Consider the following 20,666-nt stretch of genomic DNA (forward strand, 5'->3'; position numbering starts at 1 on the left):
GGAGTATTGCGCGCTTTATCAGTAAACTTAAGTATTATAATTTTGCCGACAAGGTTGGTAAGTTTATGAAAAGTAAGATATTAATGTTTTTAGTTTGGCTTATGAGTGCCAGGGCTTATGCCGATGATGCCTTGCCCCTGCCGCCAGAATTACTGGCAATGCCAGTCACTGATGCCAAAATGCTCGCAGGTGGCGCCGCCATGAATGAGTATTTTACACAGCTAAATTATCAACTTCCCTTAGCTTCGAGCAATTTAGTTCCGCCAATATTAACCAAGAATTTACCTGAAAATGCCCGTGGCTTATCAACATCTAAGGCTGATGTAGGTTTTATTCAGTTAATTTTGCCAAGCGTCATAGCAGTCAATGATCAACTGTTACTGGTGCGCCAAGCATTAGTTGACTTGCAGCAGCGCGCTGGCGATTACACACCCGATGAGCAGGCGTGGCTGCAAAAATTAGCTCAGCATTACGGCTTGCAGCAGGTTGATATAAAACAGCTACTGAATCATGTGAATAGCTTGCCTATTGGCATGGTGCTCGCGCAAGCCATAGATGAAAGTGGCTGGGGGCGCAGCCGTTTTGCACGCCAAGGGGACGCTATATTTGGTGAGCATCTACCTCGGGGCTGGCCGCATTATATTTCAACCGATCATGGCCGCATCAAATTGGCGGCATATAACACTGTTTATCAAGGTGTTGCTGCTTACATGTATAACATTAATACCCAAGTGAGTTATGCCGAGCTGCGACGATTACGCGCTGAATATTCAGCGCGAGGCGGCGCGACTGGGTATCAATTGGTGGATGGTTTACAGCATTACTCGATTCGCGGCTGGCACTATGTGAATGATCTTAAAGCTTTAATAAGACACCATCATTTAGATAGTTATAACAAGGCTAAATTATCGAGTCATCAATGGCAGTGGATTGAATTTAGTCGCTAGAGGTAGTGCTAGGGGAAGTGAATGATTAACAGCCCCGTGGGGCTGTTAACTGTGAACTTAGAAGGTGGCTTAGTTAGGCGCGGGTGTTAATGTTTTGGCCGACACTGGCGGATGGCGGGCTTGGCGCTGGCGCATCGGCCGCGGCAATCAAATCCATAATGATCTTGCCTTCGGCTTGCTGTTGCTCCTTACCCATTTGCGCCACTTTGCTGATGTGAGCCACAGTGTTGTTTTGGCTTATGCTGCTAATATCTGCCATTGTCTATTCCTTAGGTTGTCTTACCGATAAGCGGTATCTAGCTTATCGGCAGCTTTGCCATTAAGTTTAGTGGCATTTACTCACGGATTCACGCCAGCCTCAAACGCATCATTGGTCCTTAACGAGCAAGCTTAGTTATTACCGTTAACGAGTGAACCTAGCGCGCCATTTTCGCAGCCAGATAATGCTACACGTCAGGGATATTGCGCCAATAATGAGGCCAATAGCGAGCACAGGATTTTGCATTGACGTCGGGTCAAACACCAACATGCTGCCTAAACCTAGCATCATGATTCCAGACATCAGCTTTAGACCTTCGCCTTCTTTCTCGCTGAGCTTACGTTTGCCTAAGGTTAAGCTAAATACAATCACAATCACGGCCAGTGGTATCACATACACTAAGTTATAAAGTACTAAGTATAAGTAGCGCTCAAGGCTACTTAAGTCATGCATGCTGAGCACGCTGGTATAAATCATAGGAAAGCCTGCAGTACATAACAGCTCATAGGCATTGGCTAAAATGGCAAGCACAGTAGTGCCGACTATCATGGCGCCTAATGAGGTAGCGCTGGATAATTTACCCATGCGTTTAATCAGGCCCGTGCGGTTATTGGCAGACATAGATAAGCTAATTTTGCCTTTCTGGCCGAAGAATTCTTTGATATTGATAACGCCAGCCACCAAGGCCAATAAGCCTGCAATTAAAATTATGGTGCCGCCATCACCGCCGGCGCCAAGCAGCTCAAAAATATTGAGCCAAGCAATCATGAATAAAAAATAAATAAAGCCAGAGAAGAACACAAAAATCCCGCCGACTAACAACATGCGCGTGCGGCTTTTGGCGTTAACCATGATTGAGAGTAAAAACAACAACACAAAGAAGGCGCAAGGGTTAAAGGCATCGACCCCGGCTAATGCCACTGTGAGTAGTGGCAGCGATAAGGTCTCTGGAGCGATAGTACCAATAAAAGGAATAGTCACAGGTTGCACTGAGGTAATAGCTGGGGCGTCGCAGCTACCTGCGCCGGCAAGGCTATTTTGGCTGCAAGTAGCAAATAACGGGGCTTCATTAGTACCCGAGGTTTGCTCTATGGCCGCAGGCGTTATCATATTATCTTGGCTAATAGTGCCGCCCGCCGCTTGATAACATTGGCGTAATTGCTGCTCAATAAAGGCGCCCGAGACTTCATCGCTCGAGTAACCTACGCTCGATTGGCCGCAGAACGCAAAAAAGGGAACTGAGGTAGTTTTTTGTCCAGTAGCTTCAGCCACTTGTTGCCACAAGGCCAAGGCGCCAGGGTCGGTCACTTTATACGATTGCAGTGCTAGCCAAGGGTAATGAGCCGCTAATTTATCTACAAATGGATGGGCAATCGCGCAATGCGGGCAAGTTTGTGACCAGAAAAAATAGACGGGAATGGTAACTTGGCCTTTGGCATCCGTCTGTTGCCACGCTAGGGTGTCAGCAGAGCTAGCTCCGCTGAAGATAGCCATGATGGCAACTAACAAAAAGGTATAAATGTTCCGCATAATAAAACCGTAATAACTTTATTTTCATAACGTTAGATTACGCTTATCAGTGAGGCAGCTCATCTTGCTATTAAGGAAATGTTAGCTAGCTCCAAATTGTCAGAATTAATCATCTGCGAGGGAACTTATTCCGCCAGCGATATGTCAGGCGCTAATGCTGGGCACCAATACAATTGAACGCTGCGCACTTGGGTGTTTTCCACCGTTAAAATTCGGCTAATAATCGGGGCATTAAAAGCTTGAGTGGTGAGGTAGTGTTTGATGCGCTCAATGCGGCGCTGGGCGAGCCACTTGTTATAGTCTTTTAGTTTTTCATCGCTGGTGTCTAGGCCGGCTGAAAATTGCAGTAATAAATAACCATCGGCACTAGCTTTACTGGCCGTCGGGCTATTGACTTGATTTAACAGTTGTTGCCCTTGGCCAGAAAAATAGGAACTGTTGATACTAAATTCGACTTCGCCAAGATGCTCGCCATTAAGGCAAGAGGCATTGGCTGACATGGCCACAAAAGCCAATAAAACAGAAAAGATGCGCATAGTTATTATCGTTATAAGCATTAAAGCCGATTAATCTAAGGCAAAGTTTACTTAAATGCAAACCAGATTATTAGCGCTAAACCTAACGCTTGATGATGGCGCCGCAGTTAAGTTTTCGCGACTAAAAAACGGCAGTACAAGCTAAAGCCTGTTACAGTTAATTCAGTGAGTTAGCGGCTGTAAACGCGGCATTAAGGAGAAAGTTATGTTGGATGTGCTGGTCATTGGCGGCGGGATCACAGGCGTTGGTATAGCGCAGGCGGCAGCGGCGGCTGGATATTCTGTGGCCTTATGGGAGCGCGACGAGATAGCAAGCGGCACCTCATCGCATTCCAGCAAGTTAATTCATGGCGGCCTCAGGTATTTAGAATCCGGTCAGTTATCCTTAGTGCGGCGCTGCCTGCAAGCGCGGCGACAATTACTGCAATTAGCCCCAAGCTTAGTTAACCCAGTCCCTTTTTATATTCCAATTTATAGGGACAGTCAGCGCGGCCTGATGACCTTAACCGCGGGTTTAGGCTTATATGCCTTATTGGCTCAAGGGGATGCGCTGGCGAAATTCACTAAAGTGAAATTGAATGAAACAGATGATCATCAAGGCCTAAATCAGCATAACTTACGCCATATGCTGCAATATTGGGACGCACAAACCGATGACAAGGCGTTGACCTTAGCCGTGGCGGCGGACGCTGAAAAACTTGGCGCAGACATACATCAACATAGACAAGTCGTTGATATTTATCATGGCGCGCGCGTGTGCCAAGTGTGCTATAGCGACCCTTTAGGGAATGAAGGCAGTGTGCGCGCAAGTATGGTGATTAATGCCGCCGGCCCTTGGGCCAATGATTTATTAGAACATGTTACCCCTAAACAACTGCCGCCTGCGGTCGATTGGGTGCAAGGCTCGCATCTTTGGTTAGATATTCCGGCGCCTTCCGGGGTGTATTATTTGCAATCTCAGCTCGATGAGCGGCTGTTTTTTGTGATGCCTTGGCAGGGTAAAACCTTAGTGGGAACGACCGAAGTGCCATTAGCTGTGATGCCGCCGCAGCCGCAAATCACCTTGGCAGAGCAAGAATATTTACTGACTAACTATCATCATTATTTTTCAGATCATAACCGCGCGAGTTTAGCTGGGTTGATCCTTGGCCATTTTTGCGGCGTGCGCGCTTTACCTAAAAATGAAGGCAGCGCCTTTAGTCGCCCGCGTGATACCTTGTTAGTGCAGCAAGCCAATAGCCCAAGGCTAGTGAGTATTTATGGCGGCAAATTAACTGAGTTTATGCCGATAGCTGCCGATGTATTGGCGCTGATTAAGGCGCAGCTTGGCAAACGCAGCGCTATTGCTGATGTGAATACCCGCGTTATTGATAGTGTTGCCGCAGATTTTTTTACTCGCCGCACCAGTAGCGCTGGAGTGACAGTAAGCAACGATAGTGCTGATGGCATAGTTCAAGAGCTTGCTATCTAGCGGGCCGTGTTAGCTATAAAGACGATATAAAGGCTAATGATTAGAGGTAAAAAAAGCGCGATATAAACTATCGCGCTTTTTTATTACCAACAGAGGCAGCTATTAAGCTGTTAACTCATAAACATTGAGCTTACAGGGCGTAAAAGCTGATACTGTTTTGGCCTTCTTTGGCATTAACTACGGCCAATTGACCATTAACCAGTGCCATGGCTTGTGGGTTAGACGTCGCCGTTAAGTTGATAGCTTCTACCACTTGGTTATCGCGGTTCATCACTAATACTTGCTCACCTGAACGGCTCAGCAGGTAGATGTTAGTGCTATCCAAAGCGATACCAGTTACTTGTGGTAAGGTATTGCCATCAAAACCAATCACGGCTTCGCTATTTAACTTAAGATCGTTAGCGCTCATGCGAGTCACGACCAAGTTATTGCGGGCTGCCACTGGCAAGGTCACCATCAGGTATTCTTGCTTGTCAGCATCATAACCAATGTCACCGATATAGTTGAACTTGGCGCGAGTGGTTTCAAAGCGGCCGCGACGTAATTCTTTCACGCCATCGGTACCAGCCATAAAGTTGGCATAGTAGTTAGCAATCTTAGCGTTTGGGTCGTAAGCCACGCGAGCATAGCTCTTGTGATCGGCAGTCACTATCACGCTGTTATCACCATCAAAAGCCACGCCAGCTAAGTTTGAGATTTCAGTTGAGAAAGCCGCGTCAATTTTTACTTGCGCCAAAATAGTATTCAAATCGGTAGATAAGAAATACACCCAGTTATCACTGGTGACTAAGGCATATAAACCTGAACTTGCTTGATACGAAATACCAGTAACCACGCCTTCAATGGCCGCAGGTAAGCTTAATTGTTGGCTAGCAGATACCGACTTATCGCTGTTCATTTTGGTCGCCATATCGCTAGTCATAGCGGCAAAGTCTGGCTTTTCAATGGTATAAGCACCACGAACTGACAGCTTAGATGGGCTCGGCCAGTTACCTGTTGACCAAATGATGTTGTCGCTATTAAAGCTCATGCGCACCGGATCGCTCTGACCAATGAATGGGAACGGGCCAGTTTGGGTGAAGGCTTGCACTATGTTGAAGGCAATGATCACTAAGAAAGTGTTGATGGTTACCTTGTTAAACAGGCTCCATGGCGCTGGCTTGTCGCTCAGCTTGTCACCTTGCAGCAGTAATAATGCGCCAGCAAACAATAAGATAATGGCAAATACCACAATTACCCATACATAGGTATGTACGCCGAAAATGGCAGGACCAAAGCCTTGGCCAATATCGCGGATAATGTGGTTTGAGCTGTGGCGATAGCCAGCCCATAAACCGTAGACGGCAGTTAAGATCAACGCGCCTATATATTTAGGCTTAAGGCCGTAGCGCATGATGAATAAGGCAATCAAGGACACCAGTACCATGGCGGTACGTTCTTGCCAGCATAAAATACATGGGGTATCACCCATGCCAAAGCCTAAAATGATACAGGCAATACCCACAGGGAAAGCGATTAAGACCAGTGCTGCAAAGGACACTATACGATTTAATGTAATTTCGTTCATGATGAGTTCCCTTACAGATTACCAGCCGGGACTAACATGCCCCAAGTCGCGATTAACCAAATGAAAAGACTTAATAAGATACTGATAGTCAATAAAATATGAGCCAGCTTTTGTTTTTGTGGTTTAAAGGCGACTAGCAATGCCGTCACAAAAATAATGCAAAATAATAGAAACTCCACGGTTCTCTCCGTTGCAAGGTTAATGGCTAGAAAATGGCTAACACCCAATGGCCAGTGCCTAGTAATAAATGTCGACCGTGCTGTATTAAATTTATTTCACGGCGCAACCATGTCGCTAAATTAGCAGGATACTAACTACCAAAATGGGGGTAATGTCGCATAACCCTAAAGCAGTAGGTGATGTTTTGCGTAAACTGTGAAGAATAATTTCAAACGGTGCGAAAGTGTGAGTTGTTGCGGCTTGCGTTTAATCTTAGCGTGATCAAGCACGGTTTTTGGCGGGGTGAAGCAAGGTAAAACTGGTGATTTCGGCCTGCAATAACTTAAGTAATGCCAAAGCGTTAAGATCGCCTTGTTTAATCATGGCCTCAAGCTGACCATGCACTTGCTGCTGGTGGCGGGCAATATAGGGATAAAATAATCGTGACTTGCTCAAATGTGCCAAACGTGTTTCGGCTTTGGCAATTAAGCTAATGGTGGCTTGTAGTTCTTTGCGACCTTCAGCGCTTGTTAACTCATGGGCGCGAGATTGTAATCTTGTCAGTAAGCGCAGCATTAAATTACTGCTGTAACTGCACACTAGCATGGACTCAGTGATGCGAGTATTGCGATTGGGTTCAGCCAAATAGCCTTGCCATAAATCAAATAGATTGACGTCATTACTCACGCAAGTATTAAGGCTCGCGGTTAATTGGGCTTGCTGGTTGTTATCGCTGGCATCTAGCATCCCTTGTAATTGAGTTAACAATTGCTGATATCCCACTAAGGTTAAATGCAACTGCTTAGGGAAGTCATGCTTGTGCCAACCAGGCGCTATGATAATGACCCAGACAAGCGGCAATAAAATCCCTAGCAAGGTATTTTCAAGGCGCGGCAATAAAATGATGTCGCCTTCGCCATTCAGGGAAAACCCACAAAACACAAATAAGGTCACGCAGCAAACTGCCACCGCATAATGGCGCGCAGAAGTGTGAAAAAATAGCGTAGCAGCTAAGCAAAACACCCAAGGTAACAGCCCCATAGGTGCCTGCCATTTAAGCATAACAGCCACTAACAATAAGCCTGCCATAGTGCCAATAAAGCGGTCTAAAAATCGCTTCCATGTCATAGCCACATTAGGTTTGAGTACTAATAAGCTCGTCATTAAGGTCCAAAAGCCAAACTCTAAATCAAAGGCGCGCACTAGTATTAAGCCAGAGGCCAAGCATAAGGCGCCGCGAATGGCATGGCGGAACACGTTTGACTGCCAGTGGCATTGATGAATAAATTTCTGCCATTGATTTTGCCAACCATTGCTGCTGACTTGCGGCTGGTAATGGCTTGGCGTGTGATAATTTGCCCTCGGCTCGCGCTGTGTTAATAAATTGATAATGAGGGCGAGTTGCTCAATAAACTTTTTTGCTAATTGCAGCTCAGCCTGCAAATCAGCCATAGCTTGTGGATTAAGTTGGGCGTTTATAAGAGCTGCCTGCTGGCGCGCCGCCCAAAGTTGCAACCCATGAATATCTATGGCTTCAAGCGGGCGCTTATCATGAGTGGCGCCGCGACTGATGTAATCGGCAATCGCGCTGCAAGCTTTATGCATTTGCGCCAGTTGCACTGGGTATTGGCTTTTAAACTCAATCGATGGGATAAAGTCTAGCAGGCGGCTATGTTCCGCCAGCATAGCGGCGAGATCTAACTGACTTTGCAACTGAGTTAAGGCGAGGTTTATTTCACCCGCACTCATTTTTTGATAGAGGCGATGGCTTAATTCATTAAACGATTGCGTAAAGCGTGAACGCGCCTTGGCGGTATCGATAAAGACCTTAGGCCCTAAGCTAATTACGCTACTGCCTAGCTTGGCATGGGTCTGTTGGCTTGGGTGTTCAAGGAGAGGTGCTGCATGGGCCTGATATTTTTTGGCCAGCTGACGATAGACATCAAACAATAAATCTTTGTCTTGCTGATGGGGGAACACTAAGGTTGCCAACCCTTGCCACAATCCATACCAGAGCGCGCCGAGGGCTAACATCAGTGGAATATGCCAAGGCGCTTGCTTGGCTGAATATAAAATCATGGCGTAAATGCCGAGCAAAATACTGGCAAACCCCAGAGCGCCTAAGCGTGGCGATAAGGCGGCTAGCATTAATAAGCCAAAGCTACTGACGGCGAGATAAGCCACAAACACTAAGGTGTGGGGAAAGAGTAACGTGACTGCCAGCGCCGCGAAAAAAAATACCACTATGGCAAGGGAGATATCACGATATCTATGACGCATTAAGGTAGCGCTATCAGCTAAACCGCAAGCAATTGACCCAAGCGACGCCGCTATGCCTAAGGTCACTTGGTTTATATAAAACAGCGGCAATGAACACGAAATAAAACTCAATGCGGCGACATTGGCGCGAATATTCATGCTGTAGCGCCATAATGCCGGCTGCTTGAATGACGATAACCAATCGCGAAACTTAAGCATAGTTGAGTTATCTCAGTGAGTTAGTCTATTTACTTTAGCCGCAAATGCTTAGTGGGCGGGCAAGTTTTTTGTAACTATTGCTGCGATGATTACTGCATGGTACCGATTTACAGAGTCTTAAGCGTCAATGGGGGCGGTATCGCAACTCATCTCGCTAGTGGTTTCTCTCTTGCTTCTCTCTTGTTTCTATTTTAGTTGTCAATCGGCCCATCCCCGCCTCAAAGCTTATTAGTAACAAATGCGTTACCAACTAAACAAATAGCATGGCTCGCCAGTGTAAAAGATGATATTTATGATGAACTTGAATCAGCCTGGCGGCTGATGGAACAGTAGGCTTGATACGTACGCTTTGTTAACTAAAAGCTTGTTAACGCACGGTTGACTCACTTATGAATGCATAAGGGGGCTGACAATATTGGAGTAGGTGTTGGATGATGAATGAGGTTCATTCTGGCTAATCACGAGTCACAAGGTCGGGGTCAACGCCCGCTTGCGCGCACGCTAATGCATAGCCTGTATTGGTTATTGCTGGCATTTATCGCGCTGACCTTTGCCTTAGTACTAGGGATTAAGTTTTGCGATCCCGCGACTTGGAGCTGGCGCTTGCAGCAGCAAGGCATTAATGCTGCGCCGCACACTTGGGTGAGCCTGAGTCAGATTAATCCCCATATGCAGCTTGCTGTGATTGCCGCCGAAGATCAAACATTTGCCAGCAATGACGGCTTTGATTATGCCGCTATGATTGCGGCCTTTGAGCATAATCAGCACAGTAAACAAATTCGCGGCGGCAGCACTATTACCCAGCAATTAGCCAAAAACTTATTCCTCTGGCCAGATCGCAGCTATTTTAGAAAGGCGTTAGGCGCTTGGTTAACCCTCTGGCTTGAGGCGATTTTACCTAAGTCGCGGATACTGGAATTGTATTTAAATATTGTCCAATTAGGCCCAGATATTTATGGCGTTGAAGATGCGGCGCGCCACTACTTTGGTGTCTCTGCCCGTAACCTCACAAGTCATCAAGCCTCGCTGTTAGCGGCGATTTTACCTAATCCGGTGCGCTATAAGGTTAAACCGCCATCGCCTTATGTGATTAAGCGCTCTGCGTGGATACGCAAACAAATGCGCCAATTAGGGGATGAGCCATTGCAGCAAATCCGCAGCGCCCCACATCCTTAAGCTCAAGTCTGAGCCCATCGTGTTTGCCTTGTGAACGGCAATGAATCCTTTATGAACTCAAGTTCACGTTAAGCGTTTACATTAGCGTTTGCTGTTGATGATTTTTATATCAAGTTAACACCTAAAATAGCCATGAAACCCTGATTGGCAGGGGGCGTGCAGTCTTGATGGCTTAGGATAGATGAACTAAATCGCAAGCGCTCACATAAGGGCGGTGCAGGGGAATTAAGGCTGCAAGATTAATTCAAACCGGCAAGGGGTTTACGCTGCCTTATGTGGGGAGTAATCTTCAGTTATCGAAATGAACTCTAACTCATTAGCTATTTAAGTGGTTGATTGATTTAAGTTAATTTAGCTGTTTTTGACTGGATTTGTCTGGAGTAATGATAGTGGTTCGACATCACTTTGTGCGATTTGCCCATCATCAGTTACTTGCCAGACAAAGACGCCGGAGGCAATTGAGCCTTAGACACACTTGGCAGGCGTCTCATCAGCGCGCCAATCGGTTAGTAGCGACTACTTGTCCATTAATTGAGGCTCAAGGACACCAAGGGCTAAACCTTTGGCATCCTATTTATGTTCGATAAGTGTGACATCATGATTTCCTTGCCTTTATGACGGCTTATAGCCCGATTCTCTTACCCAGGTTTGCCGCTGTTATCAGCGGCTTTTTTTTGACTCTTTTTCAGCTTGATTCGCGCGAATAAGGTTAAGTTTGGCTTCTGCCAGTTTTAAAATGTGCATGTCTCCCTGACTATCGCTATGGGTGCCAGCTAATAAACTCATAGCTTCCATAACGTTATCTACGCACCATACCTGAAAGTCACCTGCGGCTATGGCGGCCACTATGTCACTGCGTAGCATTAAGTTAGCCACATTGGTGCGCGGTATTATGACCCCTTGCAAAGGCGTGCGGCCTTTAAGCGCACACACATCAAAAAAGCCTTCGATTTTTTCATTCACGCCGCCTATGGGCTGAGCTTCCCCAAACTGATCCATAGAGCCTGTGATGGCTATGTGTTGATTAATAGGGCGCTCACTAATGGCTGACAGCAAGGCGCAACATTCGGCCATAGTGGCGCTATCTCCATCTATGCCGCCATAAGATTGCTCGAAGGTCAGATGGCAGTTAATCGGTAACTGCTGCTCTTTGGCAAGCATGGTATTTAAATAAGCGCTTAAGATATACACGCCTTTGGAATGCAGACTACCACTGAGTTTGACTTTGTTTTCTATATCTAAAATCTCGCCTGTGCCATAAGAGGTAGTCGCCGTAATTCGATTGGGCACACCAAATTCATGATCGCCGCTACTCATGACTGAGAGCGCATTCACTTGGCCAATTTTACTGCCGCTGACTTGAATTAAGGTGGTGCCATCTTCAAAGGATTCCATAATCTGGCTGCGTAATCTTGATACTCGATATTCATGAGCGCTAATGGCTTGGCTGATGTGCTCTGAGTGGATCATCTTATCTGCGCCTAACTGGGCAAAATAGTTGGCTTCGCGCAGTAAATTGGCGGCTTCCACTGAATAGAGCGACAGTTTATTTTGATGATCAGCGCGCCTACTACTAAATTCTATGACTCGCTCCATGGCGGCGATAGAACAGGGCAACAGCTGATTGTCTTCAATGATGGAGGCTATAAAGCGCGCATATTGATGCTCAGTCTCTTGATTGCGCGTCATGGTATGTTCAAAGTCAGCGGTCACTCTAAAGAGCTCGGAAAAATCCGGATCATAATGCTGCAATAACTGATAAGTCTGGCGATCACCAAACAAAATAATCTTTACTTCTAATGGGATAGGTTCAGGCGCTAAAGAAATAGCGCCGGATAAACTGACCTCACGCTCTAAAGAGCTTAAATCTAACTGTTTAGCGCGCAAGGCGCGCTTAAGGCCGTCCCACACATAGGGGCGATCTAATACCTTAATGGCATCCATCATTAATACGCCGCCATTGGCCTTGTGCAAACTGCCGGGGCGAATAAGGGTAAAGTCGGTAAAGACAGTGCCTTTAAAGCTCGCATTTTCGATATAGCCAAAGAGGCTGTGATAGTTAGGGTTATCTTCCACTATGATGGGCAGCCCAGCGGAACTATCGCCAGCGACTAACACATTGACTTGATAACGCCGCGGCAGTTTTTTCTCTAATGAGGCGAGTGCCAGCGAGTAATCTTCTTCATTGGCATCAAGAAATATATCTAAGTTTTCTAGAATATCTTTGCCCATGGCGGTGAGATAATCATGAACACTGGTTTGCTCGCGATAACGCTTTTTCAGTGGCCGTAAATAATGGGTTAATACCCCTTTAGCCACTTGCTCATCGTGTTGATCTTGTTTATCACTAAACTCATCTTCCCACTCTGTTAAGGTGCGAATTACTGAGCGTAACTGTTTTTCAAGATATTGAATATCTTGCTCAAACTGTTTTTGCTGCGCCTCAGTTAAGGCGTTGTAGCTCTCTTCCGTGTGGGCTTCTTCGCCGTTGAGCGCTGTTAACTGATAATCACCGAGATTACTAATGGTGAGCTCAATGTGGCGCGCTTTAGCGGCATCATTAAGTTCTTGCATTAAGGTTTCTTGCTGTAAACCTAACTGGCTTTTTAGTTGGTCGGCGCGGCTATGGTACAGGTCATTATCAAAGGCCAGCGGCAGGGCTTTGACGAGTTTAAATAGCAGGGATTCTATGTCTTTTCTAAATTGTTTAGCGCTGCCAAGTGGCAGTTTTAATACGCTGGGGCTGCGCTCTTCATCAAAGTTTTTAATGTAGCACCAGTCAAATAATGGGCTAGAGGGCGCAGTGTGGTTATTTAAATAACGCAGCGCCATAGTGCGCTTGCCTAGGCCATTTTCACCTATGGCATAAATGTTATAGCCCTTATCTTTAATGGACATAGCAAATTCAAGCGCTTGGCGCGCGCGCTGCTGCCCTAAGATTTCATCAATCGCTAAAAAGTCGGCGCTGGAGGCAATATCTGAATGGGTTGGAACTGTATGGGCGTTTGTGAGCTTAGTCTTGCGGTATACTTGCTCGCCGCTTAAGAGTTGTATCGCCATAGCATGTCCTTATTTATGCAATAACCTTAACAATGACAATAAGATAGCCAGTTGATTAAGGCAAAGAATAAATGCATCTATCGGCGATATTTAATGACATATCAATCAGGCGTAAACGCTAACCTTTGGCCAATGTTAGCTGCAAAGGTGTTGCTTGAGCTGCGCCAATACTTGTCGGCCTTGCTCAGCGCCATGCTGATAGTCATGTTCTAGTTGCAGCAATTGGCTGCCGATTAAACTCGATTCTAACGGCTTCCTTGCAAAGATTTGGATGATGTCAGCATCTTTAGGTTTATGCTCAATAAAATCGAGCTCATGGCGATAAGACTGTTCATGCATATCAAGTAGGCCTATGGGAGCCGGACAAGAGCCATGCTGACAGAGCCATTCTTTTAAATGATGTAAGGCAGGTGAGTTGGCTTGATATTGGGCATTGGTAGAGCGAATGACCACAATTTTACGCGCGCCTAATTCATAGGCTTTTCTTACTGGGAGCGGCGCGGTAACGCCGCCATCAAAATACTTGCGACCACTTAACATGACATCTTGGTTATAAAGAAATGGCAAGGCGCTACTGGCTTTGAGCACATCATACCAATTGTGAGCCTGAGGCTGGTGGTATTCAGCTTTCAGCCCCGCGGCGCGAGTGGCAGTAAATAAGACTTGGCGGTCTTGGCTGTTAAGGCTGGCTTGCTGCAAGTCGAGCTCCATGCCTTTTTCTTTAGCTTGGGCAAAGTACCAATCTAAATCCAACATGCTTTTGCCAAGAAAGCGGCGACTGACATTGAAAAAGTGTTTATCGCGAGAAAGTACCTGAATACATTGCTTGGCATAACCGTGTTGGCCTGAAAGGTATGCACTAATGTTTTGCGCCCCTGCGGATGTACCTATGAGGATTTTAAAAGGGTTAAAGTCGGCCTTTAACCAGCTGTCGAGAATACCTGCACCAAAAATCCCTCTTTGCCCACCTCCCTCAACTATCAGCGCAGTCCCAGCAACTATATGTTTGCGGCTAGGTGAATGCATAGGTTTGCTATAGTGTTGAAAACTACCATGACTAAAGGAAGTACCAGTATTGTTGAGCTGAGCTAGAAATGCCATGAGGCGGCCACATTACTTTTGCGAAGGCGATTAATGTACCTCCGCGGCGCTAGCTAGACCAATTAATGGCAGTTAATCTAGGCGGATTAATAGTGTAGGATCTGCGCTCAATTCAAAGTAATCATCATCTTATACCAATAATAACAAAGGATAATTATGTCAGTTCTCATCATCTGTTTACTCATAGCCATGTTACTACCTTATTTTGCCAAAATACCGCTAGGTTGGGCGATGGCAAAAGAGGGGCGATATGACAATGCTCATCCGCGCGCCCAGCAAGCGCGTTTAACTGGCTTGGGCGCGCGAGCGCTAGCTGCCCATCAAAACGCCTTTGAATCCTTAATCTTATTTGCGCCAGCGGTATTATTAGTGATTGCTACAGATACTATTAATGCGCAGTCAGAAGTTGCGGCCGTGGTGTATTTGCTAGCGCGTCTTGCCTATCAAGCTTGTTACTTATGTAATTTAGATAAGCTGCGAAGCCTTAGCTGGTTTATTGGTATTATTGCTACCTTTTGGATTTTCGCCCAAGCCATGTAAGGCTTTGGTGATATCCACCACACTCTACTCGTCGCTAGATGACTTTTAAGCGCTTGGCCGCTAGGCTCAGCGCAACGTAAGGAAAGGGATGGCAAGATGGCCTCATTGTTGTTAATAAAAAATGCTGATGTATACAGCCCTGAGCCTTTAGGCTGCGTGGACGTGCTGGTGGCAGGCTCTACAATAATCGCCATAGGCAAAGATTTAGCGATTAGCGGTAACGTGCATCACACCTTAGATGCGCAGGGTAAGTTATTGATCCCAGGCTTAGTTGACCCATTAGTGCACATCACAGGTGGCGGCGGCGAGGGCGGTTATCATACCCGCACCCGGGCAATGGAGTTAACCGATGCTAGTTGCTATGGCGTCACGACCTTAGTGGCCGCATTAGGCACTGATGCCATTAGTCGCACCTTAGAAGATATGCTGGCTAAAGCCAAAGGGCTTGAGCATGAAGGGCTGAATGTCTTTTGTTATACCGGCTCTTACGCCTATCCTGTGGTGACATTAACAGGCTCTATTAGCCGCGATTTAATGTTGATTGATAACATGATAGGCATAGGTGAAATCGCTATTAGCGATCACCGCGGCTCGCAGTTAACTACCACTGAACTGGCGCGCGTGGCTTCTGAAGCGCGAGTGGGCGGCATGTTATCCAATAAGGCTGGCAAGGTTTTTGTGCATGTGGGGGATGGTAAGGGCGGGTTACAACCTTTACATCAAGTGGCGAGCGAGACAGATATTCCGCTGCAGCAGTTTTATCCAACCCATATTAATCGCAGCCAAGCTCTTTTAGAGCAAGGTTTCACTTTTGCCAAAGCGGGCGGCGTGATTGATTTTACCACCTCAACCAATCAAGCCTGTTTAGACAGTGGTGAAGTGGCGGTAGTAGACGCCGTGTTTCAGGCGCTAGATGCTGGCGTTAGCATAAACAACATCAGCTTAAGTTCTGATGGCCATGCCAGCCTGCCAGTATTTAATGAGTTAGGTCAGTTAACTGGGTTAGAAATGGGCCGCATTGCGAGTTTATACGAAACCTTTTGCGAGTTAGTGCAAGCTAACCTGCCATTGTCTGATGCCATTAAGCTAGTGAGCACTAACGCGGCAAGAAACTTACAGCTTAAACATAAAGGCCAATTGGCGGTGGGGTTAGATGCTGATTTAGTGTTGCTTGATGCCAAGCTAACGATTGATAGTGTCTGGAGTCGCGGCCAAGCCTTAGTGCGCGGCGGTGAGCCGACTCGCTATGGTCAGTTTGAAATCCGTTAATGACCTAGATTAGCCGCAAGTTTAACCCCAATAATAACGCCCACATCTGTGGGCGTTATTATTAGGTGGCACTATCACATCTGCATTATCATCACAGTGTTATTGCTGCCCGATAAGGCTTACTGATATCAGCGTAAGAAGAACTTAAGTAATAATTTTTGCACCCAAGTGCCATAAGGCGGGTGCACTAATTTGCCGGTATTAAGCTTGCCGCGCTGCAATACAGTTTTTGCATGACTAAAACGTAAAAAGCCTTCATGACCATGATAATGCCCCATGCCAGATGGGCCTATGCCACCAAAGGGCGCATCATCGGCGGCCACATGAAACACTGTTTCATTGATGCAGACGCCGCCAGAGTGAGTGTTCGCTAACACGTATTGTTGGGTATTGTCGTCAAAACTCATGAGATAAAGCGCCAAAGGTCTTGGGCGATGATTAATATAAGTGACAGCGCCAGCCAAAGAGTCGTAAGGAATAATTGGCAGTAACGGCCCAAAAATCTCTTCTTGCATAATCTGCATATCATCATTGGCATTGAGCACTAGCTGGGTCGCTAGTTTGCGTGAATCGGGTTTCATGCCCTCGCCTGAGGCGCTAATTACTTGGGCGCCTTGGTTTTTTGCATCAAGCAACAAGGCTTGTAGGCGCGCAAATTGGCGATCGTTAATCACATTGCCATAATCTGGGTTGTCTGCCACGGCGCCATACATTTGGTGAAACTTTTGCTGATAAGCGCTGACAAAGGTTTGCACTTTACTGGCTGGGCATAAGACATAATCTGGCGACACGCAGATTTGACCGGCATTAAGGCACTTACCATAAATGAGGCGCTCAACTGCGGTATTGATATCTATGTCATCGGCAATAATCACAGGTGATTTACCACCGAGCTCTAAAGTCACTGGCGTTAAGTTTTTAGCGGCAGCCTGCATCACATAGCGCCCCACGGTAGTGGAACCTGTAAACAGTAAATGATCAAAGGCTAAGCTTGAAAAATAGCTGGCAACCTCGGCTTCACCTTCAACTACCGCCACTTTATCAGCACTAAAACAATCCATTAAGATGCGTTTTATGACTTGATTAGTCGCTGGCGTAAATTCAGATAATTTAAGCATGCAGCGATTTCCCGCCGCCATTAATGACGCCAATGGGCCAAGGGATAACATCACAGGGAAGTTCCAAGGCACAATCACGCCAACCACTCCAAGTGGCTGATAATGCACGCGCACCGTGGCAGGCGCTAACAGTAATCCGGCATGACGGCGGCTTGGTTTCATCCATTTAGCTAAGTGTTTGAGACAGTAATTAATGTTGTTAATGACCGGCAAAACATCTGATATTAAGCTGTCATCTGTGCTGCGATGACCATAATCCTGATTTAACGCCGCCACCAATGGTTCTTGATGTTGCAGTAGCGCCGCTTTTAGGCGAGATAAATCACTTTTACGCTGGGCAAGCGTTGGCATAGGTTGCTGCTGATAGGCCAACTGTTGCTGCTGAAATAACGCCTGAATATGGGTTTCAAATCCCGGTGCTGACATAACTTAAGTACCTTAACTCTGCAGATAAGCCCTTGTGTGGGCGAACTAAGCCTGTGGCTGCTATCTAACGCTCAATGTAAATCGGCCATATTCTTCAATGAATTACCGATGTATTAATAGGCTCAGAGTAAAGTTGTTAGTAATCTTAGGCAAGTACAATGTTATTTGAGCAGCAGAGCGCATCAGTGGTAAGGTTAACTGGCTTGCCGGCGAGCTGTTTGAATGTATTTCACGATAAATTCAACGCCTTATAATGGCTTAATCATGAATAGAAAATCATGCACACAGCTTGCGCAATACTTGTACACTCATTTCACTAAGTGTTGTTATTGAGGGAATAATCTATGCGCTCACGTAAAATTCTATGGCCAACCGACTTTTCAACGACATCGTCACATGCTCTTAGCTATGCCATTGAAATGGCTAATCTGTATCAAGTTAGTTTGCGGATATTGCATGTGGTCGAGCAGCTTAGCGGTGCGGAAAGTTTTCAAATATTAGTGATAAGCCCTGAAGAGCTGATGCAGTCGATGGAAAGGGACGCCGCCGCGCGGATGCAAATTTTATTAGATGGCTTAGAGACTCATTTAACCATAGAAACTGTGGTGCGCCGCTGCGAAGAAAACAACATCGCCGAGCAAATCATTAAAGAAGCCCACGACAGTGATTGCGGCATGATAGTCATGGCAAGTAATGGCCGCCAAGGCTTGGCACATCTACTTAATGATAACGTGTCTGAGCAAGTGGCCAACAAGGCACATTGCCCTGTGCTTATTGTTAAATAGCCGCAGGCGCTGCTTATTCTAACCTAAGTAAGTTATGCGTAAATGGTGAGGGCGTTCAAAATTCTGTGTCAGGCTAATTTTTAAATTTCTAGCACGCTATCTAAACGCCCTTCAAAATAAATCGCTAACTGAGATAAACAAAGGCTCCAATTGTGGATTGGCATGGTCCATTTATCTGAGGCGTTTAATATGCCTGCATAAAGTAGCTTCAACAAGCTATTTTCATTAGGAAAAGCACCTTTGGTTTTGGTGAGCTTTCTAAATTGGCGATGTACCGCCTCAACGGCATTGGTCGTGTAAATCACTTTCCTGATATGTTCTGGGTACCTAAAATAATGGGACAAATTATGCCATTTGCGACGCCAAGAGTTGATTACCAGCGGATAAGCATCACCCCATTTGGCCTCCAGTTCGTCCAATGCCATCTCTGCGGCTTCTTTACTCACGGCTCGATACACAGGCTTTAAATCAGCCATAAACGCTTTCTGATGTTTTGAGGCGACATACTTCATTGAGTTGCGGATCTGGTGGATAACACATAGCTGTGTTTCCGTATTAGGGAAGATACTGGCTATCGCCTCAGGGAAACCGGTCAAGCCGTCAACACAGGCGATAAGAATATCTTTTACACCACGATTATTAAGATCGGTCAGTACGGATAGCCAGTAATTAGCGCCTTCATTTTCGGATAAATGAAGCCCTAAAATTTCCTTTTTTCCTTTCATATTAAGCGCTAACAATGTGTAAACGGCTTTACTGACGTAACGCCCATCCTCTTTGACTTTATAATGTATCGCATCAAGCCAAACGATAGGATAATGGCTATCTAATGGGCGCTGTTGCCACGCTTTAAGTTCGGGGATGAGTTTGTCAGTGATAGCACTGACTGTTGCGTTAGATACATTGATCCCATACATATCTTCAACATGTTGATTAATATCGCGATAGCTCATACCTATACTGAACATCGATAACACTTTACGTTCGATTTCATCGGTTAGCGTAGTTTGATTTTTATTAATCAACTGAGGTTCAAAAGTGCCATTGCGGTCTCTAGGGGTGTCTAACTCAAAGTTACCGGACGGATGCTTAATGGTCTTAGGGGTTTTGCCATTTTTACGATTAGGCAGAGGATCATGCGCTAAATGCTGCTCAAGCTCAGCCTGGAGAGCCGCTTCAGTGAGTTGCTTGATCAGTGGACCAAGAATGCTGTCTTTACCTGTGAGGCTTTTACCTGACTGCAGATCTTTAAGGGCTTGTTCGAAGTTAAAAGGTTGGGTCATGTGTCATTCCTGTTTTTGAATATTTTACTGAAATGACACAGAATTATGAACACTACCTAAATGGTAGTTCCTTAACGCTAGCCGCCCGCTAGCGTTATCATTTTATTCTCTGTTTGTCCCGCTTTTGGTATTTCGCCTTGTTATACCCGTCATCATGCATTTCCTTAATCACACCTCATCAAGACAATGTTTTTTAGCCGGCACATGCATTCTTACATTAACAATGAAAAGTCTGTTAATTTTTGGTGGTTATGTTGGCTTTTGTTTGTGGTATATTTGTCTTTAGGTAACCTATTTTTAATGCGTTACTAATAAGTTGCCTTTTTTATGTGAATAAAAGTGGTAAAGCCTAGTGTTGATGATGTGACTGATTGCCATTAGCACGGCTTGAGATGTACTTAGGTTAAGTTAAGGAACACATTCGATGAAGTATGCAATTATGCGCAGCTTAGCTCTGCTATTGATGATGTCATCTAGCCAGTCAGTACTGGCATCGACGTCTTCTGGCTGGATAAAAGTGTCTGAGCCCTTACTTTATGGTATCTGGGGCAATTCTAATGATGGTGGCGCCACGTTTTCCCGCTTTGATGAATACCTTAAAGACGGCACCTTTAGAGTCTGGGGCAGTTTGCCCGAGGGCGGTGATTACGAAGCTGAAGGCGTGTACGTTAATCTTTATGACAATGGCCAAAAGAAAAGCTGCGCTAGATATACCAAGGTATCAGAAGAGATCAGTCATCTGGTCGACCATTCATTTTGTGTCATCATAATGTCTATCAATGAACGCCAATTTTCCTTTAAGGATAGTGATTCTGGCAAAGTGTCAGTGACTTATCGAATGCCGCAATAATGGCAGCGACTAAGGCGCCCTGACGAGTCATCAATAGATTTGTTTCTGATTTGTGATCTACTAATACACCTCAGCCTTTATCAACATAAACTTTTATGCCACAATCCGCGC

The 20,666-nt window shown here is 45.8% G+C and carries 17 protein-coding genes; 7 read left to right on the top strand and 10 right to left on the bottom strand.

Annotated features, from left to right (window positions below; translation table 11 throughout):
- The first annotated feature begins 65 nt into the window (after positions 1 to 65).
- A complete protein-coding gene (locus FJQ87_RS04935; RefSeq protein WP_168195138.1) occupies positions 66 to 947 on the top strand; it encodes a glucosaminidase domain-containing protein in 882 nt (293 codons plus the stop codon).
- A gap of 73 nt (positions 948 to 1,020) precedes the next feature.
- On the opposite strand, the gene FJQ87_RS04940 is transcribed toward FJQ87_RS04935, so the two are convergent.
- From FJQ87_RS04940 to FJQ87_RS04950, 3 genes are all read right to left on the bottom strand, one after another.
- A complete protein-coding gene (locus FJQ87_RS04940; protein WP_140931083.1) occupies positions 1,021 to 1,206 on the bottom strand; it encodes a cytoplasmic protein in 186 nt (61 codons plus the stop codon).
- Between the two features lie 144 nt (positions 1,207 to 1,350).
- Positions 1,351 to 2,700: a cytochrome C biosynthesis protein gene (locus FJQ87_RS04945; protein ID WP_240778898.1), complete on the bottom strand. Its 1,350-nt coding sequence runs from the start codon at positions 2,698 to 2,700 to the stop codon at positions 1,351 to 1,353.
- A gap of 161 nt (positions 2,701 to 2,861) precedes the next feature.
- On the bottom strand, positions 2,862 to 3,272 hold the full coding sequence (locus tag FJQ87_RS04950) for a hypothetical protein (RefSeq protein WP_140931087.1): 411 nt from the start codon (positions 3,270 to 3,272) through the stop codon (positions 2,862 to 2,864).
- A gap of 205 nt (positions 3,273 to 3,477) precedes the next feature.
- Here FJQ87_RS04950 and FJQ87_RS04955 point away from each other — a divergent pair, with 205 nt between their 5' ends.
- Complete coding sequence (locus tag FJQ87_RS04955; protein WP_140931089.1) at positions 3,478 to 4,743, top strand: FAD-dependent oxidoreductase; 1,266 nt, start codon at positions 3,478 to 3,480, stop codon at positions 4,741 to 4,743.
- Positions 4,744 to 4,873: 130 nt separating this feature from the next.
- Here the strand turns inward: FJQ87_RS04955 and FJQ87_RS04960 are convergent, their stop codons facing one another.
- The 3 genes from FJQ87_RS04960 to FJQ87_RS04965 form a co-directional block, all read right to left on the bottom strand.
- On the bottom strand, positions 4,874 to 6,310 hold the full coding sequence (locus FJQ87_RS04960; protein WP_140931091.1) for a disulfide bond formation protein B: 1,437 nt from the start codon (positions 6,308 to 6,310) through the stop codon (positions 4,874 to 4,876).
- A gap of 11 nt (positions 6,311 to 6,321) precedes the next feature.
- A complete protein-coding gene (locus FJQ87_RS18665) occupies positions 6,322 to 6,489 on the bottom strand; it encodes a hypothetical protein (RefSeq protein WP_168195139.1) in 168 nt (55 codons plus the stop codon).
- Between the two features lie 262 nt (positions 6,490 to 6,751).
- Complete coding sequence (locus tag FJQ87_RS04965) at positions 6,752 to 8,947, bottom strand: FUSC family membrane protein (protein ID WP_140931093.1); 2,196 nt, start codon at positions 8,945 to 8,947, stop codon at positions 6,752 to 6,754.
- Between the two features lie 438 nt (positions 8,948 to 9,385).
- On the opposite strand from FJQ87_RS04965, the gene mtgA reads away from it, so the two are divergent.
- Positions 9,386 to 10,123 carry a monofunctional biosynthetic peptidoglycan transglycosylase gene (mtgA, locus tag FJQ87_RS04970; RefSeq protein WP_140931095.1) on the top strand — a complete coding sequence of 246 codons (738 nt, stop codon included), beginning with the start codon at positions 9,386 to 9,388 and terminating at the stop codon, positions 10,121 to 10,123.
- A 660-nt stretch (positions 10,124 to 10,783) separates the two neighbouring features.
- Here the strand turns inward: mtgA and FJQ87_RS04975 are convergent.
- Together FJQ87_RS04975 and FJQ87_RS04980 are read right to left on the bottom strand one after the other, a co-directional pair.
- Positions 10,784 to 13,183 carry an ATP-binding protein gene (locus tag FJQ87_RS04975; RefSeq protein ID WP_140931097.1) on the bottom strand — a complete coding sequence of 800 codons (2,400 nt, stop codon included), beginning with the start codon at positions 13,181 to 13,183 and terminating at the stop codon, positions 10,784 to 10,786.
- 135 nt (positions 13,184 to 13,318) lie between these two features.
- Positions 13,319 to 14,284, bottom strand: a complete 966-nt coding sequence (locus FJQ87_RS04980; protein WP_240778840.1) for a patatin family protein — start codon at positions 14,282 to 14,284, stop codon at positions 13,319 to 13,321.
- 156 nt (positions 14,285 to 14,440) lie between these two features.
- On the opposite strand from FJQ87_RS04980, the gene FJQ87_RS04985 reads away from it, so the two are divergent.
- Positions 14,441 to 14,824 (top strand): MAPEG family protein, encoded by a 384-nt coding sequence (locus FJQ87_RS04985; RefSeq protein WP_140931099.1) that lies wholly within the window; start codon positions 14,441 to 14,443, stop codon positions 14,822 to 14,824.
- 96 nt (positions 14,825 to 14,920) lie between these two features.
- Entirely contained in the window at positions 14,921 to 16,093 is a 1,173-nt protein-coding gene (gene iadA / locus FJQ87_RS04990) for a beta-aspartyl-peptidase (RefSeq protein WP_140931101.1), read from the top strand.
- A 128-nt stretch (positions 16,094 to 16,221) separates the two neighbouring features.
- Here iadA and FJQ87_RS04995 read toward each other — a convergent pair whose 3' ends face one another.
- Positions 16,222 to 17,637: a coniferyl aldehyde dehydrogenase gene (locus FJQ87_RS04995; RefSeq protein ID WP_140931103.1), complete on the bottom strand. Its 1,416-nt coding sequence runs from the start codon at positions 17,635 to 17,637 to the stop codon at positions 16,222 to 16,224.
- Between the two features lie 344 nt (positions 17,638 to 17,981).
- On the opposite strand from FJQ87_RS04995, the gene FJQ87_RS05000 reads away from it, so the two are divergent.
- Complete coding sequence (locus tag FJQ87_RS05000; RefSeq protein ID WP_140931105.1) at positions 17,982 to 18,422, top strand: universal stress protein; 441 nt, start codon at positions 17,982 to 17,984, stop codon at positions 18,420 to 18,422.
- Positions 18,423 to 18,502: 80 nt separating this feature from the next.
- Here FJQ87_RS05000 and FJQ87_RS05005 read toward each other — a convergent pair whose 3' ends face one another.
- A complete protein-coding gene (locus tag FJQ87_RS05005; protein WP_140931107.1) occupies positions 18,503 to 19,705 on the bottom strand; it encodes an IS256-like element ISSod4 family transposase in 1,203 nt (400 codons plus the stop codon).
- Between the two features lie 424 nt (positions 19,706 to 20,129).
- On the opposite strand from FJQ87_RS05005, the gene FJQ87_RS05010 reads away from it, so the two are divergent.
- Entirely contained in the window at positions 20,130 to 20,555 is a 426-nt protein-coding gene (locus FJQ87_RS05010; protein WP_140931109.1) for a hypothetical protein, read from the top strand.
- The last annotated feature ends 111 nt before the right edge of the window (positions 20,556 to 20,666 follow it).

The sequence above is a fragment of the Shewanella sp. SNU WT4 genome, from assembly GCF_006494715.1.
Classification (GTDB): Bacteria; Pseudomonadota; Gammaproteobacteria; order Enterobacterales; family Shewanellaceae; genus Shewanella.

Excerpts from the sequence above, each read along its gene's own strand:
- FJQ87_RS04935 (WP_168195138.1), top strand. The coding sequence starts at position 66 with ATGAAAAGTAAGATATTAATGTTTTTAGTTTGGCTTATGAGTGCCAGG.
- FJQ87_RS04940 (WP_140931083.1), bottom strand. The coding sequence starts at position 1,206 with ATGGCAGATATTAGCAGCATAAGCCAAAACAACACTGTGGCTCACATC.
- FJQ87_RS04945 (WP_240778898.1), bottom strand. The coding sequence starts at position 2,700 with ATGGCTATCTTCAGCGGAGCTAGCTCTGCTGACACCCTAGCGTGGCAA.
- FJQ87_RS04950 (WP_140931087.1), bottom strand. The coding sequence starts at position 3,272 with ATGCGCATCTTTTCTGTTTTATTGGCTTTTGTGGCCATGTCAGCCAAT.
- FJQ87_RS04955 (WP_140931089.1), top strand. The coding sequence starts at position 3,478 with ATGTTGGATGTGCTGGTCATTGGCGGCGGGATCACAGGCGTTGGTATA.
- FJQ87_RS04960 (WP_140931091.1), bottom strand. The coding sequence starts at position 6,310 with ATGAACGAAATTACATTAAATCGTATAGTGTCCTTTGCAGCACTGGTC.
- FJQ87_RS04965 (WP_140931093.1), bottom strand. The coding sequence starts at position 8,947 with ATGCTTAAGTTTCGCGATTGGTTATCGTCATTCAAGCAGCCGGCATTA.
- mtgA (WP_140931095.1), top strand. The coding sequence starts at position 9,386 with ATGAGGTTCATTCTGGCTAATCACGAGTCACAAGGTCGGGGTCAACGC.
- FJQ87_RS04975 (WP_140931097.1), bottom strand. The coding sequence starts at position 13,183 with ATGGCGATACAACTCTTAAGCGGCGAGCAAGTATACCGCAAGACTAAG.
- FJQ87_RS04980 (WP_240778840.1), bottom strand. The coding sequence starts at position 14,284 with ATGGCATTTCTAGCTCAGCTCAACAATACTGGTACTTCCTTTAGTCAT.
- FJQ87_RS04985 (WP_140931099.1), top strand. The coding sequence starts at position 14,441 with ATGTCAGTTCTCATCATCTGTTTACTCATAGCCATGTTACTACCTTAT.
- iadA (WP_140931101.1), top strand. The coding sequence starts at position 14,921 with ATGGCCTCATTGTTGTTAATAAAAAATGCTGATGTATACAGCCCTGAG.
- FJQ87_RS04995 (WP_140931103.1), bottom strand. The coding sequence starts at position 17,637 with ATGTCAGCACCGGGATTTGAAACCCATATTCAGGCGTTATTTCAGCAG.
- FJQ87_RS05000 (WP_140931105.1), top strand. The coding sequence starts at position 17,982 with ATGCGCTCACGTAAAATTCTATGGCCAACCGACTTTTCAACGACATCG.
- FJQ87_RS05005 (WP_140931107.1), bottom strand. The coding sequence starts at position 19,705 with ATGACCCAACCTTTTAACTTCGAACAAGCCCTTAAAGATCTGCAGTCA.
- FJQ87_RS05010 (WP_140931109.1), top strand. The coding sequence starts at position 20,130 with ATGAAGTATGCAATTATGCGCAGCTTAGCTCTGCTATTGATGATGTCA.